Annotated in this window: 13 protein-coding genes; 7 read left to right on the top strand and 6 right to left on the bottom strand. The window is 62.4% G+C overall.

Translation table 11 applies throughout. The features are described from left to right. Positions 1–125: 125 nt before the first annotated feature. The 5 genes from FFS12_RS04485 to FFS12_RS04465 all read right to left on the bottom strand — a co-directional run bounded on the left by FFS12_RS04485 (position 126) and on the right by FFS12_RS04465 (position 6,120). Positions 126–1,253, bottom strand: a complete 1,128-nt coding sequence (locus FFS12_RS04485; protein ID WP_137885702.1) for an acyl-CoA dehydrogenase family protein — start codon at positions 1,251–1,253, stop codon at positions 126–128. Between the two features lie 14 nt (positions 1,254–1,267). After that, complete coding sequence (locus FFS12_RS04480) at positions 1,268–2,461, bottom strand: acetyl-CoA C-acyltransferase (protein WP_137885701.1); 1,194 nt, start codon at positions 2,459–2,461, stop codon at positions 1,268–1,270. A 161-nt stretch (positions 2,462–2,622) separates the two neighbouring features. Beyond that, positions 2,623–3,390, bottom strand: coding sequence for a 3-hydroxyacyl-CoA dehydrogenase (locus tag FFS12_RS04475; RefSeq protein ID WP_137885700.1), 768 nt, complete (start codon positions 3,388–3,390; stop codon positions 2,623–2,625). 44 nt (positions 3,391–3,434) lie between these two features. Continuing rightward, a complete protein-coding gene (locus FFS12_RS04470) occupies positions 3,435–5,099 on the bottom strand; it encodes an acyl-CoA synthetase (protein ID WP_137885699.1) in 1,665 nt (554 codons plus the stop codon). 121 nt (positions 5,100–5,220) lie between these two features. Beyond that, entirely contained in the window at positions 5,221–6,120 is a 900-nt protein-coding gene (locus FFS12_RS04465; protein WP_137885698.1) for a LysR family transcriptional regulator, read from the bottom strand. 156 nt (positions 6,121–6,276) lie between these two features. Between FFS12_RS04465 and FFS12_RS04460 the strand changes: the two genes are divergently transcribed. The 7 genes from FFS12_RS04460 (at position 6,277) to FFS12_RS04430 (ending at position 15,562) form a co-directional block, all read left to right on the top strand. Beyond that, positions 6,277–7,800 carry a CoA-acylating methylmalonate-semialdehyde dehydrogenase gene (locus tag FFS12_RS04460; RefSeq protein ID WP_137885697.1) on the top strand — a complete coding sequence of 508 codons (1,524 nt, stop codon included), beginning with the start codon at positions 6,277–6,279 and terminating at the stop codon, positions 7,798–7,800. A gap of 51 nt (positions 7,801–7,851) precedes the next feature. Then, positions 7,852–8,625: an enoyl-CoA hydratase gene (locus FFS12_RS04455; RefSeq protein ID WP_137885696.1), complete on the top strand. Its 774-nt coding sequence runs from the start codon at positions 7,852–7,854 to the stop codon at positions 8,623–8,625. Positions 8,626–8,659: 34 nt separating this feature from the next. Further along, complete coding sequence (mmsB, locus tag FFS12_RS04450) at positions 8,660–9,550, top strand: 3-hydroxyisobutyrate dehydrogenase (RefSeq protein WP_137885695.1); 891 nt, start codon at positions 8,660–8,662, stop codon at positions 9,548–9,550. 2 nt (positions 9,551–9,552) lie between these two features. Further along, the gene (locus tag FFS12_RS04445) at positions 9,553–10,647 is read left to right on the top strand and encodes an enoyl-CoA hydratase/isomerase family protein (protein ID WP_137885694.1); all 1,095 of its coding nucleotides are present in this window, start codon (positions 9,553–9,555) and stop codon (positions 10,645–10,647) included. A 29-nt stretch (positions 10,648–10,676) separates the two neighbouring features. Continuing rightward, positions 10,677–11,795, top strand: coding sequence for an acyl-CoA dehydrogenase family protein (locus tag FFS12_RS04440; protein ID WP_137885693.1), 1,119 nt, complete (start codon positions 10,677–10,679; stop codon positions 11,793–11,795). Between the two features lie 257 nt (positions 11,796–12,052). Further along, positions 12,053–12,631 carry an S-(hydroxymethyl)glutathione synthase gene (gfa, locus tag FFS12_RS04435; protein WP_137885692.1) on the top strand — a complete coding sequence of 193 codons (579 nt, stop codon included), beginning with the start codon at positions 12,053–12,055 and terminating at the stop codon, positions 12,629–12,631. A gap of 450 nt (positions 12,632–13,081) precedes the next feature. Next, positions 13,082–15,562 carry a bifunctional diguanylate cyclase/phosphodiesterase gene (locus tag FFS12_RS04430; protein WP_137885691.1) on the top strand — a complete coding sequence of 827 codons (2,481 nt, stop codon included), beginning with the start codon at positions 13,082–13,084 and terminating at the stop codon, positions 15,560–15,562. 113 nt (positions 15,563–15,675) lie between these two features. Here the strand turns inward: FFS12_RS04430 and FFS12_RS04425 are convergent, their stop codons facing one another. After that, a complete protein-coding gene (locus FFS12_RS04425; RefSeq protein WP_137885690.1) occupies positions 15,676–16,695 on the bottom strand; it encodes an AraC family transcriptional regulator in 1,020 nt (339 codons plus the stop codon). Between the last annotated feature and the right edge of the window lie 36 nt (positions 16,696–16,731).

The following is a 16,731-nucleotide window of genomic DNA, read 5'->3' as shown; positions in this document are numbered from 1 at the left end:
AAAGCCAATCGCGAATGAATTCGCTCCTACACGAACGAATTTATTCGCGACCTCGGTTCCGGGACTTGCCTGAGCTCGGGGCTTGAAAAGCCAATCGCGAATTGGGTTCCCGCGAAGGCGGGCGCTCAAAGATTGCGCGCAATCACCATGCGCTGAACGTCGCTGGTGCCCTCATAGATCTGACAGACACGCACGTCGCGATAGATGCGCTCGACCGGGAAATCGTTGAGATAGCCATAGCCGCCCAAGGTCTGGATCGCCGCCGAGCAGACCCGTTCGGCCATCTCGGAAGCGAACAACTTGGCCATCGACGCCTCGCTCAAACAGGGCAGCCCGGCATCGCGCAGGGCGGCGGTGTGGTGCACCATCTGCCGCGCCACGGCGATTTCCGTCGCCATGTCCGCCAGCCGGAATGCCAACGCCTGGTGTTGCAGCAGCGGCTTGCCGAAGGTTTCCCGCTCGTGGGCGTAATCGCGCGCCACCTCGAACGCCGCGCGGGCCATCCCCACGGATTGCGCGGCGATGCCGATCCGGCCGCCTTCCAGGTTGGCCAGGGCGATCCGGTAACCTTGCCCCTCCTCGCCTAGCCGCAGCTCTGCCGGGATGCGCAGGTCGTTAAAGACGATCTGGCAGGTATCCGAGGCGTGCTGCCCGAGCTTGTCCTCGACCCGCGCCACTTCGTAGCCCGGCGTATCAGTCGGCACGATAAAGGCGCTGATGCCATTCTTGCCGGCCGCCGGGTCGGTCACCGCGAAGGTGATTACCACCCCGGCATGGCTGCCGGAGGTGATGAACTGCTTGGTGCCGTTCAGCACGTAGTGATCGCCGTCGCGGCGCGCGCGGGTCTTCAGGGCGCTGGCGTCGGAACCGGCCTGCGGTTCGGTCAGGGCGAAGGCGCCGAGCATCTCCCCACTGGCCAGCCGCGTCAGGTAACGCTGTTTCTGCTCGTCGGTGCCGAACTTGTAGATCGGCATGCAGCCCACCGAATTGTGCACGCTCATGATGGTCGAGCAGGCGCCATCGCCGGCGGCGATTTCCTCCAGCGCCATGGCATAGGCCAGGTGCCCGGTTTGCGCGCCACCCCACTCTTCCGGCACCAGCATGCCGAGAAAACCCAGCCCGGCCATCTCGCGCAAAGCCTCGGCCGGATAGCGGTGCTCGCGGTCCCAGTCGGCGGCAAAGGGCTTCAAACGTTCCTGGGCGAACTGGCGAGCAACGTCGCGGATTTGCAGGTCTTGTTCCGAGGGAATCATGGAGTTCTCCAGTCTCAGCGCAGTCGTTCGACGGCGATTGCGGTGGCTTCGCCGCCACCGATGCAGATGGCCGCCACGCCGCGTTTGAGGTCGTACTGCTTCAGCGCCGACAGCAGCGTGACGATGATTCGCGCCCCGGACGCCCCGATCGGATGACCGAGGGCGCAGGCACCCCCGTGGATATTGACCTTGTCGTGCGGCAGGTCGAGGCCCTGCATGGCGGCCATGGCGACCACCGCGAAGGCCTCGTTGATCTCGAACAGATCGACCTCGCCCAGCGCCCAGCCGGTTTTCTGCAGCAGCCGCCGCAGCGCACCAATAGGCGCGGTGGGAAACAGGTTGGGCGCATCGGCGAACGAGGCATGCCCACGAATCACCGCCAGTGGTGTGAGGCCGCGTCGTTCGGCTTGCGACAGGCGCATCAGCAGCAGCGCCGCGGCGCCGTCGGAAATCGAACTGGAGTTGGCCGCCGTCACCGTGCCACCTTCGCGGAACGCCGGTTTCAGGGTCGGAATCTTCTCCGGCCGGGCTTTCGGCGGCTGCTCGTCACTGCTCACCTCGCGCAACGCCTTGCCGACCTTGACCTCGACCGGGGCGATCTCATCGGCAAAGCGGCCGTTGGCCATCGCTTGCTGAGCCCGGCTCAGCGACGCCAGCGCAAAGGCATCCTGCGCCTCACGACTGAAGCCATAGGCCTGGGCACAGTCTTCGGCGAAGGTGCCCATCAGCCGGCCCTTGTCGTAGGCATCTTCCAGGCCATCGAGGAACATGTGATCGAGCACCCGACCGTGGCCCATGCGGTAACCGCTGCGCGCCCGCTCCAGCAGATAGGGCGCGTTGGACATGCTTTCCATGCCGCCGGCCAGCACTATGTCGGCACTGCCGGCCAGCAACAGGTCATGCGCCAACATGCTGGCCTTCATGCCCGAACCGCACATCTTGTTGATAGTCGAACATACGGTACCGCGTGCCAGCCCGGCGCCGAGCGCCGCTTGACGCGCTGGGGCCTGGCCCAGCCCGGCTGGCAGTACGCAGCCGAGGATCACTTCGTCGATCTCCGTTGGCTGCAGCCCGGCCCGCGCCAGCGCGGCGCGAATCGCCGTGGCGCCCAGTTCGACGGCGCTGACGTCCTTGAAGTCGCCGAAAAAGCCGCCCATCGGCGTGCGGGCGGCACTGACGATAACCACCGGATCCTGTTGATTGCTCATGTCTTCTCTCCTCTGCTCAGAGCTGGTTTTCACGAGGTGCATCCATGCACCTCACCCTACGGGCAGCTAAAGCTGTGCAAAACGGCTTTCCTGCCGTTTTGTCGCTGCGCTCTACCCAGCCTACAAATACCGCTCAGGCCACTGGCACTAGTTAGACAGTCTTATTTGGCGGCCATGCGAATGGCGCCGTCGAGACGAATCACCTCGCCGTTGAGCATGCTGTTTTCGATGATGTGCCGCACCAGCGCGGCGTATTCGTCCGGGCGACCGAGGCGCGACGGGAATGGCACGCTGGCGCCCAGGGAGTCCTGCACCTCCTGCGGCATGCTGGTCAGCATCGGCGTGGCGAAGATGCCCGGCGCTATGCACATCACGCGAATGCCGAAGCGCGCCAGCTCGCGCGCGATCGGCAGGGTCATGCCGACCACGCCGCTTTTCGAGGCGGCATAGGCGGCTTGGCCGATTTGCCCGTCGAAAGCCGCGACCGAGGCGGTGTTGATGATCACCCCGCGCTCACCGCCCTCGTCCGCCGGCCCCTGGGACATGGCCTCGGCGGCCAGGCGCAGCATGTTGAAGGTGCCGATCAGGTTGACGCCGACCACCCGGGCGAAGCTCTCCAGGCCATGGACACCCTGTCGGCCTACGACCTTTTCCGCCGGCGCAATGCCCGCGCAGTTGGCCAGGCCATGTAAGGCGCCAAAACTCTCCAGGACGCAGGCGATCGCCTGGCGGCCATCGGCCTCCTGGGTGATATCGGCTTGGACGAAGCGCGCATTGCCGCCCAACTCCGCGGCACGGGCATTACCGGCCTCGGCATTCAGATCGGCCAGCACGACTTTGCCGCCGTTGGCGATCAACATCTGTGCCGTCGCCAGGCCCAGCCCGGAGCTGGCGCCGGTCACCAGGAATACACGGTCTTCGATACGCAAAACGCTCTCCTTAATTAATCAGTACTGGGTCGATCACGCCTGAATCACTGCGCCGCCGGGTGCGGTTCGGCTTCACGCTGTTTGGCGATTTCCTGATTACGCAACAGGAAACGCTGAATTTTGCCGCTCGGGGTCTTCGGCAGTTCGAGCACGAACTCGACTTCCCGCGGATAGGCGTGGGCGGACAGGCGCTTGCGCACGTACTGCTGCAGTTCTTCGGCCAACTGCGGCGAGGGCAGGTACTGCGCGCCGAGCACCACGAAGGCTTTGATCAGTTCGGTGCGTTCGGGGTCCGGTTTGCCGATCACCGCGGCTTCGATCACCGCCGGATGCTCAATCAGCGCGCTCTCGACATCGAAGGGGCCAATCCGGTAGCCGGACGTGGTGATCACATCATCCGCGCGGCCGACGAAGCTGATGCTGCCGTCGTCATTCAGTTCGACCGTGTCGCCACTCAGGTAGTAGTCGCCGACAAAAGCCTTGGTCGGCCCCCCCAGATAACCGGGAAACCAGAACAGCGGCGAGTGCTTGCGGTCAATGGCGAGGATGCCCGGCTCGCCGGGCGGCAATTCGCGGTTCTGCTCATCGAGCACCACCACCCGATAACCGGGCACCGAGAAGCCTGCCGCGCCGATGCGCACCGGGTGCTCCAGCGCGTGGTGGTTGCACAGCACCATGCCCGTCTCGGTTTGCCCGTAGTGGTCGTGGATCGCTACCCCGAGCTGAGCGTCGAACCAGCGGATCACCTCCGGGGTCAGCGGCTCGCCGGCACTACTGGCCACGCGCAGGCAGCCCTTGATCGACTGGGTGACCTCGGCGGCGTTGGCCAGCAGCAGGCGATACGCCGTCGGTGAGCCGGCCAGGTTGCTGATGGCATATTTGCGGATGATCCGGCAGGTGCTTTCGATCGTGAACGGGCCATCGTAGAAGGTGGTCGGATGGCCCAGCGCCAGCGGCCCCGCCACTGCGTAGTAGAGCCCATAGGCCCAGCCCGGGTCGGCGAGGTTCCAGAACGAATCTTCGGGGCGCAGGTCGATCGCATCGCGCATGTAGCCGATAAACGCGATCAGCGCCTTGAGCGGCACCGGCAAGGGTTTCGCCGGCCCGGTGGTGCCCGAGGTGAACATCATCAGGAACGGGTCTTCGGCTGTGCGCATGACCGGTTCGAACGTTGGTGAATGCCGCTCGATTTCCGCCCAGAAGCTGAAATCGCCCTGGGCGATGCCCTGCCCTTTGGCGCCGCCAACTGTGACTAGGGTAGGTGGGTTGTCCACCTCGTCGAGTTTCGACCGATTCGTGCCGTCGGTGACCAACACCCGCGGGCCGGCGATCTTCACCCGGTGTTCGATGGCTTTCGGGCCAAAGGCGGTGAACAGCGGTTGATAGACAGCGCCCAGGCGCCAGGTCCCGAGTATGGTGATGAGCAGCTCCGGGGTGCGCGGCAAGAGGCCCGACACGCAGTCGCCGGGGCGCACGCCTTGGCTGTGGAGGAAATTGGCGAAACGCCCGGAGAGTTCTTTCAGCTGGCTGAAGCTGTAGTTGGCGACCGAGCCGTCACGGCCCTCCCAGAACAACGCGATGCGCCCCGGCAAGGCATGCCGGTCGCAGCATTCGACACAGGCATTGAGGGCATCGAGAGAGCCCGCAAGGTCGGCGTCGGCCGTACTGGTGTAATCGAACCCAGTTGCGGCGGTAAGGTAATCGCGCATCGCTATGACTCCCCGGTTTGTTCTTATGTGGAATTAACCGGATATTCGCGCTGCGGGCCGATGGCGGCAATGTCGAAAGCCACCATTGTCGGTGAGCGATTTGGACAGGCCGGAAAACTACTCAGTCCAGCTGACGGCCCATCAACAGTCCCTGGTTCGCCTCGGCCATTTCACGCAGAAAGTTCCAGGTGGTCTTCATCCGGGCAATGTCCTTGAGCTCGATCGGCATCAACATCCAGAAGGTTCGAGTGAATTCGATCTGCTCGCCCAGCACGCGTTTCAGCCGTGGGTCCGCATCGGCGGAGAAGGACGGGAGAATGGCAATCCCGGCCCCGGCTGCGGTTGCCTGCTGCTGCGCGAGAATGCTGGTACTGCGCAACGCGACATGGCGGGGCCGGCCGATTTCATCGAGATAAAGCAGCTCCTTGCTGTAGAGCAAGTCTTCGATATAGCTGACGAAACCGTGCTCGCGCAGGTCATCCCGATGTCGAATTGGCGGATGCTGCTCTAGATAGCTGGCCGAGGCATAGAGCTTGAGCACGTAATCGGTGAGCTTGGTAATGATGAACGGCCCACGTACCGGCCGCTCCAGGGTAATCACGATATCGGCCTCATGCCGCGACAGTTGCACCATGCGCGGCACAGCCAGCAGATCGATGCCCAGATGCGGATAACGTTGGGTGAGCGCGGCCAGTTGCGGGGCAAGCATGACGGAACCGTAGCCCTCGGTCGCACCGATCCGCACCTGGCCGGAGAGGGTGTCCCCCGGCCCGGCTCTCGATTGTTCGATGGCCGAACAGGCGCTCTCCATCGCCTCTGCCTGGGGCAGCAGATTCCGCCCCGCCTCGGTCAGGCTGTAGCCCGCCGCCGCGCGGATAAACAGCTGGGCCTCCAGGCTCTTTTCTAGGGCCTGCACACGGCGCGACACCGTGGTGTGGTCGACGCCTAGCCTGCGCGCGGCCGCCGTCAACTTGCCCGCGCGGGAGAGTTCGAGGAAGTAGCGCAGGTTGTCCCAATCCATGAAGCCGACCTCGCAATTGTGCAAAAACGCAGAATAACCCTGCATATACCAGCATTGCTACAGACAAAAACGCACTGCTAGGATCGAAGCCACGGTTCTCAAAGCCCCTGCGATGAGATCACCCTCAGCATCTGCCCTCGAAAGGCTGGAGTCCTAATGACAGCGCAAGCACAGATCCAGAACACCGTTCCCACCGTCAAGCTGCTGATCGGCGGTAAGCTGGTCGAATCCACCACCAGCCACTGGCGCGACGTGGTCAACCCGGCCACCCAGGAAGTCCTGGCCCGCGTGCCTTTCGCCACAACCGAAGAAATGAACGCCGCCGTGGCCAGCGCCAAGGAAGCCTTCAAGACCTGGCGCAAGACCCCCATCGGCGCCCGCGCACGCATCTTCCTCAAGTACCAGCAACTGATCCGCGAGAACATCAAGGAGCTGGCGGCGATCCTCACCGCCGAACAGGGCAAGACCCTGCCGGACGCCGAGGGGGATGTGTTCCGTGGCCTGGAGGTGGTCGAGCACGCTGCCAGCATCGGCAACCTGCAATTGGGTGAACTGGCCAACAACGTGGCCGGCGGCGTCGACACCTACACCCTGCTGCAACCGCTGGGCGTCTGCGCCGGCATCACCCCGTTCAACTTCCCGGCGATGATCCCGCTGTGGATGTTCCCGATGGCCATCGCCACCGGCAATACCTTCGTGCTCAAGCCCTCCGAGCAGGACCCGATGGTCACCATGCGCCTGGTCGAACTGGCGATGGAAGCCGGAGTGCCGCCGGGCGTGCTCAACGTCATCCACGGCGGTGTCGAGGCGGTCAACCTGCTGTGCGATCACCCGGATATCAAGGCCGTGTCCTTCGTCGGCTCGACCAAGGTCGGCACCCACGTCTACAACCGCGCCATCCTCAACGGCAAACGCGCGCAGTGCATGATGGGCGCGAAGAACCACGCCATCGTGCTGCCGGATGCGAACAAGCAGCAGACCCTGAACAACCTGCTCGGCGCCGCGTTCGGTGCCGCGGGCCAGCGCTGCATGGCGCTGCCGATAGTCATCCTGGTGGGCGAAGCACAGAGCTGGTTGCCGGAGCTGATCGAAAAAACCAAGACGCTGAAGATCAACGCCGGCGCCGAAGCCGGCACCGACATCGGCCCGGTGGTTTCCTGCGCGGCCCTGGATCGCATCAGCGGCCTGATCGCCATGGGTATCGAGGAAGGCGCAACGCTGGAGCTGGATGGCCGCAATCCGCAGGTCAGCGGCTACGCCCAGGGCAACTTCGTCGGCCCGACCATCTTCTCCAACGTCAGTACCGAGATGAGCATTTACCGCGAAGAAATCTTCGGCCCGGTGCTCTGCGTGCTGCACGCCGATAGCCTGAATGACGCCATCGACCTGATCAACGCCAACCCGAACGGCAACGGCACCGCCCTCTTCACCCGCTCCGGCGCGGCCGCGCGGCACTTCCAGGAAGAGATCGACGTCGGCCAGGTCGGCATCAACGTGCCGATCCCGGTGCCGGTGCCGCTGTTCTCCTTCACCGGCTCGCGCGCTTCCAAGCTGGGTGATCTCGGCCCGTACGGCAAGCAGGTGGTGCAGTTCTACACCCAGACCAAGACCGTCACCCAGCGCTGGTTCGACGAGGACGAGGTCGGCGGCACCGTTAACACCACCATCACCTTGAAATGATCCGTCCAAGCCGGCGCGTTCAGGCGCCGGCCTCCTTCAGGAGCCATCGACATGGCCTATGAAACCATCCTGCTCGACGTCCAAGAGCGTGTCGGGCTGATCACCCTGAATCGTCCCCAGGCGCTCAACGCCCTCAATGGGCAGCTCATCGCCGAGCTGAACCTGGCATTAGACCGCCTGGAGAGCGACCCCAATATCGGCTGCATGGTCATCACCGGCTCGCCGAAGGCCTTCGCGGCTGGGGCGGACATCAAGGAAATGGCCGAGCTGTGCTATCCGCAGATCTACCTGGACGACTTCTTCGCCGCCGCCGACCGCATCGGCAACCGGCGCAAGCCGCTGATCGCCGCGGTAGCCGGTTACGCCTTGGGCGGCGGCTGCGAGTTGGCGCTGATGTGCGACTTCATTTACGCCGCCGAAAACGCCCGCTTCGGCCTGCCGGAAAGCGCCCTCGGCGTGCTGCCCGGGATCGGCGGCACCCAGCGTCTGACCCGTGCCCTCGGCAAGGCCAAGGCGATGGAAATGTGCCTGACCGGCCGCCAGATGGACGCCCATGAGGCCGAGCGCGCCGGCCTGGTGGCCCGTGTTCTGCCGGCAGAAACCCTGCTGGAGGAAACCCTCAAGGCCGCCCATGCCATCGCAGACAAATCGTTGCCCAGCACCATGATGGTCAAGGAAAGTATCAACCGCACCTTCGAGATCAGCCTCAGCGAAGGCGTGCGCTTCGAGCGCCGGCTGTTCCATTCGGTGTTCGCCACCGCCGACCAGAAGGAAGGCATGGCCGCCTTTGTCGAGAAGCGCCCGGCGCAGTTCAAGCATCGCTGAAACCCGACAAGAACCAACACAAGAGGTATCCACCATGCATATCGGCTTTCTCGGTCTCGGCAACATGGGCGGGCCCATGGCCCAAAATCTGCTCAAGGCGGGTCACCAGCTGAGCGTATTCGATCCGGCCTCCCCGGCCATTGCCGCTCTGGTCGAACTCGGCGCCGCTGCCGCCGCCTCGCCCGCCGCCGTGGCCCGGGCGAATGTCGAGCTGATCATCACCATGCTGCCCGCCGCCGCCCAGGTGAAAAGCGTCTACCTGGGCGAGGACGGTCTGCTCGCCAACCTCCGTGCCGGGGTCATGCTGATCGACTGCTCGACCATCGATCCGCTCAGCGCCCGCGAAGTCGCCGCCGCAGCCGCCGAGCACGGCAACCCGATGCTCGATGCGCCGGTCTCCGGCGGCACCGGCGGCGCCACGGCCGGCACCCTGACCTTCATGGTCGGTGGCACTGCCGCCGACTTCGACCGAGCCCAGCCGACCCTCGCCGCCATGGGCAAGAACATCGTGCACTGCGGCGACTCCGGCAACGGCCAGGTGGCCAAGGTGGCGAACAACATGCTGCTGGGTATCTCCATGGTCGGCGTCGCCGAGGCCATGGCCCTCGGCGTGGCCCTGGGCATGGACGCCAAGGTCCTGGCCGGAATCATCAACACCTCAAGCGGCCGCTGCTGGAGTTCGGAGATCAATAACCCCTTCCCCGGGGTGCTGGAGAACGCGCCCGCCGCGCGCGGCTACAGCGGCGGCTTCGGCACCGACCTGATGCTCAAGGATCTCGGCCTGGCCAGCGAAGCGGCCAAGCAGATTCGCCAGCCGGTGATCCTCGGCGCCCTGACCCAGCAGCTGTACCAGAGCTTCAGCGCCCAGGGCAACGGCGGCCTGGACTTCTCGGCGATCATCAACCTGTACCGCAAGGACGCCTGAGCATGAGCGAGATCGAAGCTCCCGTCCTGGCTGCGGTACGCAACCGCATCGGCCACCTGACCCTGAACCGCCCGAGCGGACTGAACGCCTTGACCCTGCCGATGGTGCGCGCCCTCTGGCAGCAGTTGCAGGCCTGGGAAGAGGACCTGCAAGTCCTCGCCGTGGTGTTGCGCGCTTCGGGGGAAAAGGCCTTCTGTGCCGGCGGCGATATCCGCTCGCTTTACGACAGCTACCAGTCCGGCGATAACCTGCACAGCATTTTCTTCGAGGAAGAATATGCCCTCGACCAGTACATCCATGACTACAGCAAACCCATCCTGGCGTTGATGGATGGCTTCGTGCTCGGCGGCGGCATGGGGCTGGTCCAGGGCGCCTCGCTGCGGGTGATCACCGAGCGCGTCAAGATGGGCATGCCGGAAGTCGGCATCGGCTACTTCCCCGATGTCGGCGGGAGTTACTTTCTCTCGCGCCTGCCTGGCGAACTGGGGCTCTACCTGGGCGTAACCGGCTCCCAGGTTCGGGCTGCCGATGCGCTTTATGCGCGCCTGGCCGACTGGTGTTTACCCAGCGATCTGCTCCTAGAGTTCGATCGCTGCCTCGACAATATGGCCTGGACTAGCCATCCCCAGGAAGCCCTGCGCACCCTGCTCGCCACGCTGGGCAGCAACAAGCTGCCGGGGGCGGAGTTCAAAGCCTTGCGGCAGGCCATCGATCAGCACTTCTCCGGTGCGGATATTCCGTCCATCCGCGCAGCGCTGCTGGCAGAAACCCGCCCCGAGTTTCAGGACTGGGCCGAGGAAACCGTCAAGCTGCTGGATAGCCGCTCGCCGCTGGCCATGAGCGTCACCCTGGAGCTGCTGCGGCGCGGTCGCGAGCTGCCGCTGGCCGACTGTTTCGAGCTGGAGCTGCACCTCGGTCGCCAGTGGTTCGCCAAGGGCGACATCATGGAGGGCGTGCGCGCGCTGATCATCGACAAGGACAAGACCCCGCGCTGGAATCCGCCCAGCCTGGCGGCGGTTACCGCCGAACGGGTGCACGACTTCTTTACCGGCTTCAAGCCGGCCGCCAGCAAATCCCGCCGCACGGTTTCGGCCTGAGCAGTGCCACAGAACCAGAGAGATGCCCGATGCACGACCTCGAACTGAGCGAAGAACAACGCATGATCCGCGACCTGGCCCGCGATTTCGCCCGCCGCGAGATTGCGCCCAAGGCCCAGGCATGGGAAAAGGCCGGCTGGATCGACGATGCCCTGGTGGCGCAGATGGGTGAGCTGGGCCTGCTCGGCATGGTGGTGCCGGAGGAATGGGGCGGCTCCTATATCGACTACGTCGCCTATGCCCTGGCGGTGGAGGAAATCTCCGCCGGCGACGGCGCCACCGGCGCGTTGATGAGCATCCACAACTCGGTCGGCTGCGGCCCCATCCTCAGGTACGGCACCCAGGCGCAGAAGCACACCTGGCTGCCCGCGCTGGCCAGCGGCCAGGCGATCGGCTGCTTCTGCCTGACCGAGCCCCAGGCCGGTTCCGAAGCCCACAACCTGCGCACCCGCGCCGAGCTGCGTGACGGCCAGTGGCTGCTCAACGGCGCCAAGCAGTTCGTCAGCAACGGCAAGCGTGCCAAGTTGGCCACCGTCTTCGCCGTCACCGATCCGGAACTGGGCAAGAAGGGCCTCTCGGCCTTCCTGGTACCGACCGACAACCCCGGCTTCGTGGTCGACCGCAGCGAACACAAGATGGGCATCCGCGCCTCAGATACCTGTGCGGTGACCCTGAGCAACTGCGTGATCCCGGAGGAAAACCTGCTCGGTTCACGCGGCAAGGGCCTGGCCATCGCCCTCTCCAACCTCGAGGGCGGGCGTATCGGCATCGCCGCCCAGGCGCTGGGCTACGCCCGCGAGCGGGTACAGTTCGGTCAGCCGATCATCGAGCACCAGAGCATCGCCAACCTGCTGGCCGATATGCACACCCGCCTCAATGCCGCGCGCCTGCTGATCCTGCATGTGGCACGCCTGAAGAGCGCCGGGCATTCCTGCCTGTCGGAGGCCTCGCAGGCCAAGCTGTTTGCCTCGGAAATGGCCGAGCGGGTGTGCTCCAAGGCCATGCAGATCCACGGCGGTTACGGTTACCTGGAAGACTATCCGGTGGAGCGCTATTACCGCGATGCACGCATCACCCAGATCTACGAAGGCTCCAGCGAGATCCAACGCCTGCTGATCGCCCGCGAACTGGCCCACTACCCGCTCTAACCCCTTTTGAGCAGGTACCCAGCGCGGTCCTGCTCTTTTTTATTGATGAAGAGTCCCCCATGAAGCTTCACTAGCGTTATGTTTTTCATTGATCGAATCGCTACTCAAAACGGGGTTACGTCGTGGCCAGTAGGTTCTTGATCGGCACGGACAACACGCAACCAGCAACGCAATTCATGAGTTCCTCGCGGCTGGGGGGCTCAAACAAGGGGGCCGGTTCTGCGCTATTCTCGCTTTGACTACTAGGGAGGTGGGCAATGACTAGCGCATTTTCGATTCATCCGTCGGTCGACGACGGCATCCAAGCGGGCGCAGACAATTTCGCGGGCGGGACCCTCGTCTGTCGCTGCGCTCAGGACCCTGTCCGGGTGAGGGTCGATTCGCAATCGGCCCACAACCACGCCTGCGGCTGCACCAAGTGCTGGAAGCCGAAGGGTGCACTTTTCTCCGTGGTGGCGGTGGTGCCGCGCGACAAGCTCAGGGTCACCGACAATGCCGAGAAGCTTGCGGTGGTCGATCCCAAGGCCACCATCCAGCGGCACGCCTGCACCAAGTGCGGCGTGCACATGTACGGCCGGATCGAGAACACCGGGCATCCCTTCTACGGGCTCGACTTCATCCACACCGAACTGTCGTCGGAGCCGGGATGGTCCGCGCCGCAATTCGCCGCGTTCGTCTCCTCGATCATCGAATCGGGCGCGGATCCGGCCATCATGGGTGCTGTGCGTGCCCGGCTGAAGGCACTCGGCCTGGAGCCTTATGACTGCCTGTCGCCAGTGCTGATGGATGCCATCGCGACGCACGCTGCCAAGGCCTCTGGCATGCTGAAGTCCTGAAGTTAAGCGGGGGCAGAGTCACTTGCGAGCGTAAGCCGCCCTGCCCCTTTTGGCCCCTGGGTGCTCGCACCCAGTGGCTCTCCGACATCACTGATTTATTTTTCATCTTTCAGGCTGGAGAGACTGAGCATCATTGGCAACTGAGCAGCTCACCACTGGCAGGAGTTGACCCTTATCGGCCATTCACACAAGCCGGTGGACAAGAACAGCCTTGTCCATATATGGACCGGTTTGCCAGCGAAATGTACTTCCAACGAACCTAGGGAGCTATTGCTTGTCTCGGGAAATTCCGCTTACGAAAAGCAACGTGAGCCCAGAACAGCGAAAGCGGTTGGTTAATGCTAAGTGCAGTTTATTCTCAGGTTTAGGGTGCCGGCAGAATAGGTTAATTAGTTTCAGAAAATCACTTTTATTGGCCCATTTAGAGAGATTGTATTTGGAGACCGTGAAATGGATTTTTTCAAAAGTGAAAGCGCCGCAAAGCAAAATATGCTCGCCAGCCCAAATAATTCGAGCTCGAAAAAATGGCACCGTATGTATTTTTTCCTTGCGGGTTTCGACGTGCTGGTTGTTGTGCTGGGCGTGCTCTTGAATCACCAGATTGTCGACACTTATCACCGTTCCATCAAGGCAAACCAGTCGTGGGTCCAACAGCTGTCGAGCTATTCAACGCTGGGCAGCTTGGCCTCCGAAGTCAATGCACCGGGCAACAATGTGTTCGATACACATGAGGTCGAAGCCGAATCACGGAACATGAGTGAAGCGCTGCGTGCCTTCAACGAGCATTTGGCAATGGCCAAAGAACAGCTACAAGCTCGGATCGCTAATCAAGTTGAGCGCAGTGCAGACATCCAAACCTTCACTCTTGCATTGAAGGATGAGGTGGATGCAGTCGACGTTGCGATGGTGAAAATGGTCGATGAGGCCTTGCTGATATTTTCTTACTTCAGGGAGGGCCAGTCGGACAATGCCGGCAAGCGCATGGCAACAATGGACAGGAAGTATGCCAAGTTGCTCGCCTCACTCGCTACTGTGCGGGAGCGCGTCGGCCTAATTCAAGGCAAGCTTCTAGAGGAAGAGCTGGAATCGGTCGAGGTACTGCGCCGGGTCGAGTATGCGATTATGGCGTTCGTGCTGCTAATGGTCAGTGCGGCCGTTGCTTACGGGCGCAAGATCAAGCGCGAAATGGAGTCACATGCAGCAGAAAGGGAGGGCTACCTTGTAGAGCTGCGCGAAAGCGAGAAGCAGTTCCGCCAGCAAGCATCGTTGCTGGACAAGGCCCAGGATGCCATTGTCGTTCACGGGATGGATCACCGCATTTTGTACTGGAACAAGAGTGCTGAGCGTCTCTACGGCTTGTCAAAGGAAGAGGCACTCGGCAAATCGGCACAGGAGTTAATCTACCAAGGCCATAGCGCTTTCAATCTGGCCACTAATAGCTTGATAGAAACTGGCGATTGGGCTGGTGAGGTCACGCTTCGACGCCAGGATGGCTGCACCATCACGCTTGAAAGCCACCGAACTCTAGTGAGAGACGACCGTGGCCAACCGCAGTCTGTTCTGTCGATTAACACCGACATCACCCACCGCAAGTCAGCAGAGCAAGAGGTCAAGCGTTTGGCCTTCTACGATCAGTTGACCGGGCTGGCCAACAGGCGACTTATGTTGGACCGATTACAGCACGCGCTGGCGGGCAGCGCCCGCAGTCTACATACGAGCGCGGTAATACTTATTGATCTAGATAACTTCAAGGCGCTGAACGACACACTGGGGCATGACAGAGGCGACATGTTGCTGCGGCAAGTTGCTCTGCGTCTCTCCGGCTGCATACGCGAGAGCGACACCGTGGCCCGCCTGGGCGGAGACGAATTCGTGGTCTTGCTGGAAGATCTTAATGAGAACCCTCCAGAAGCAGCTGTCCAGGCCAAGGCTATCGGCGAGAAAATTCTCAATTCGCTCAACATTTCCTACCAACTGGATGGTTATGAGCACCACAGCACCCCCAGCGTCGGCATTGCCCTGTTTCAGGGTCAGCTAAACACTGTGGACGATATTATGAAACGCGCTGACCTGGCGATGTATCGCGCCAAGGCGGCTGGCCGTAATACCATGCGTTTCTTCGATCCGGAAATGCAGGCGGTTGCCACGGCACGCGTCAGACTGGAAGCAGACTTACGCCAAGGCTTGCAGAGAAAGGAATTCCTGCTTCATTTCCAGCCGCAGTTGAATAATGGGGGCTGCATCATAGGGGCAGAGGCGCTTGTGCGCTGGCAGCATCCTGAACGCGGAACCGTATCGCCAATTGAGTTCATTCCAGTGGCGGAGGAAACAGGGCTGATTCTGCCGTTAGGCCGTTGGGTGCTGGAAACTGCTTGTGCTCAGTTGGTAGCTTGGGCAAAACATCCAGAAACCGCCCGGCTGAGCATGGCAGTGAATGTCAGCGCCCGTCAGTTTCACCATCCGGACTTCGTTGAGGAAGTGCTCTCAGTACTGAAATACACCAGTGCCGATCCAGAGAAGTTGAAACTGGAGCTGACCGAAGGCTTGCTGATAGAGGATATAGAAAATACCGTCGCCAAAATGGTCGAATTGAAAGAGAACGGCATAGGCCTCTCCTTAGACGATTTCGGAACCGGCTACTCGTCGCTGTCTTACCTGAAGAGCCTTCCGTTAGATGAACTTAAAATCGACCAGTCCTTCGTCAGGGATGTGCTGATTGATCCTAACGATGCTGCCATCGCCTGCGCGATTGTAAGCTTGAGCCAGAGTTTGGGTCTTGCGGTGATTGCAGAAGGTGTGGAGACAGAGGCTCAGCGCACCTTTCTGGTCAATCATGGCTGCCAGGCCTTCCAAGGCTATCTGTTTTCCCCAGCACTGCCAGCCGAACAATTTAAGGAATTTGTTCACGAAAGATTAATAGCCGAGCGCTGATTTCAGGGGGGATTACCCGGGGAGCTAAATAGCCGCCGCCCGGGCTCCAGAGCCGCTGGACGGCAGGCAGGAATACGGCAGGGGTTAATCGCGATTCAGGGCGAGTGGGCTGCTCAGGACGAGTCCGAGTGCATGATCGCGCGGTACTGACCTGGGGTGGAGCCGGTCCACTTCTTGAACGCCTTGTAAAAGGCGCTGGTATCGGCAAAGCCCAACTCGAAAGCCAGGTCGCTGAAGTTGCCATCGCCAAGGTCCAGCCGGGCGATGGCCAGATCGCGGCGGACCTGATCCTTCAGCGACTGATAGGACTGCCCTTCCAACGCCAGCTTGCGCCGCAGGGTCGAGGCGGCCATGAAGAAGTGCCCGGCCAGCGCCTCGAAATCCGGCCAGCGCTCGGGCTTGATGCTGCGCAGATAGGCTTTGATGCGTGCCGCCAGACTCTGCGGGTCGCGGTACTTGACCAGGATGTTCGCCGGCGCGCCGGCGAGAAAACCCCGCAGTTCCTGCTGGCTGCGGCGTACCGGCAGATCCAGCCATTCGGCCTTGAACAGCAGGCGACTCTGGCGCCGGGAGAAGCGCAGATTGTCGGTGAACATCACCCGGTAGTCTTCGAGGTAATCCGGCGCCGTACAGCGCAGGTCGAGCGCCAGAATCGGGATGCGCCGCCCCGTCAGCCAGCAGGCCAGCCCGTGCACTATCATCCACAAGGTGAAATAGGCGAAGGCCCGGCACTGCGACTCGGCCGGCTCGCGCAGGCTGATTTCCGCCAGCCCGCCCTTGCGCGTCAGCAGCGGTTGCAGGTCATCGAACACCAGCGAGAGGAAGCGCAGCGCAGCGTTCAGCGCACTTTCGAGCGTCGGCTCGTGCAAGGCTGCCCGGCACATGAAGGCGAAGCTGCCGACCTTCATCCGCCGCGCGTTCATGCCGAAGAACTCATCGTCCATGGCTTGGGCGATCAACAGCCAGAGCCGCGAGTAAGCCACGGACGAAACCCGCCCATAGGGTTTAGTCAGCAGCTCGGGAGCAATCCCCGCCTGGGTCAGCAGGGGCAGTTCGTCGCCCCCCCGCCGGCGCAGCTCAAGCAAGGCTTCATTGACCTGTTTGACGGAGATGGTGCCTTTCTGAACGCTCATGGTGACGGGGCTGCTTAGAACCTGTTCAAGGTCTGC

The organism is Pseudomonas sp. 2FE (assembly GCF_005503735.1).
GTDB lineage: Bacteria > Pseudomonadota > Gammaproteobacteria > Pseudomonadales > Pseudomonadaceae > Aquipseudomonas.
This window is presented reverse-complemented; position numbering and strand designations above follow the sequence as displayed.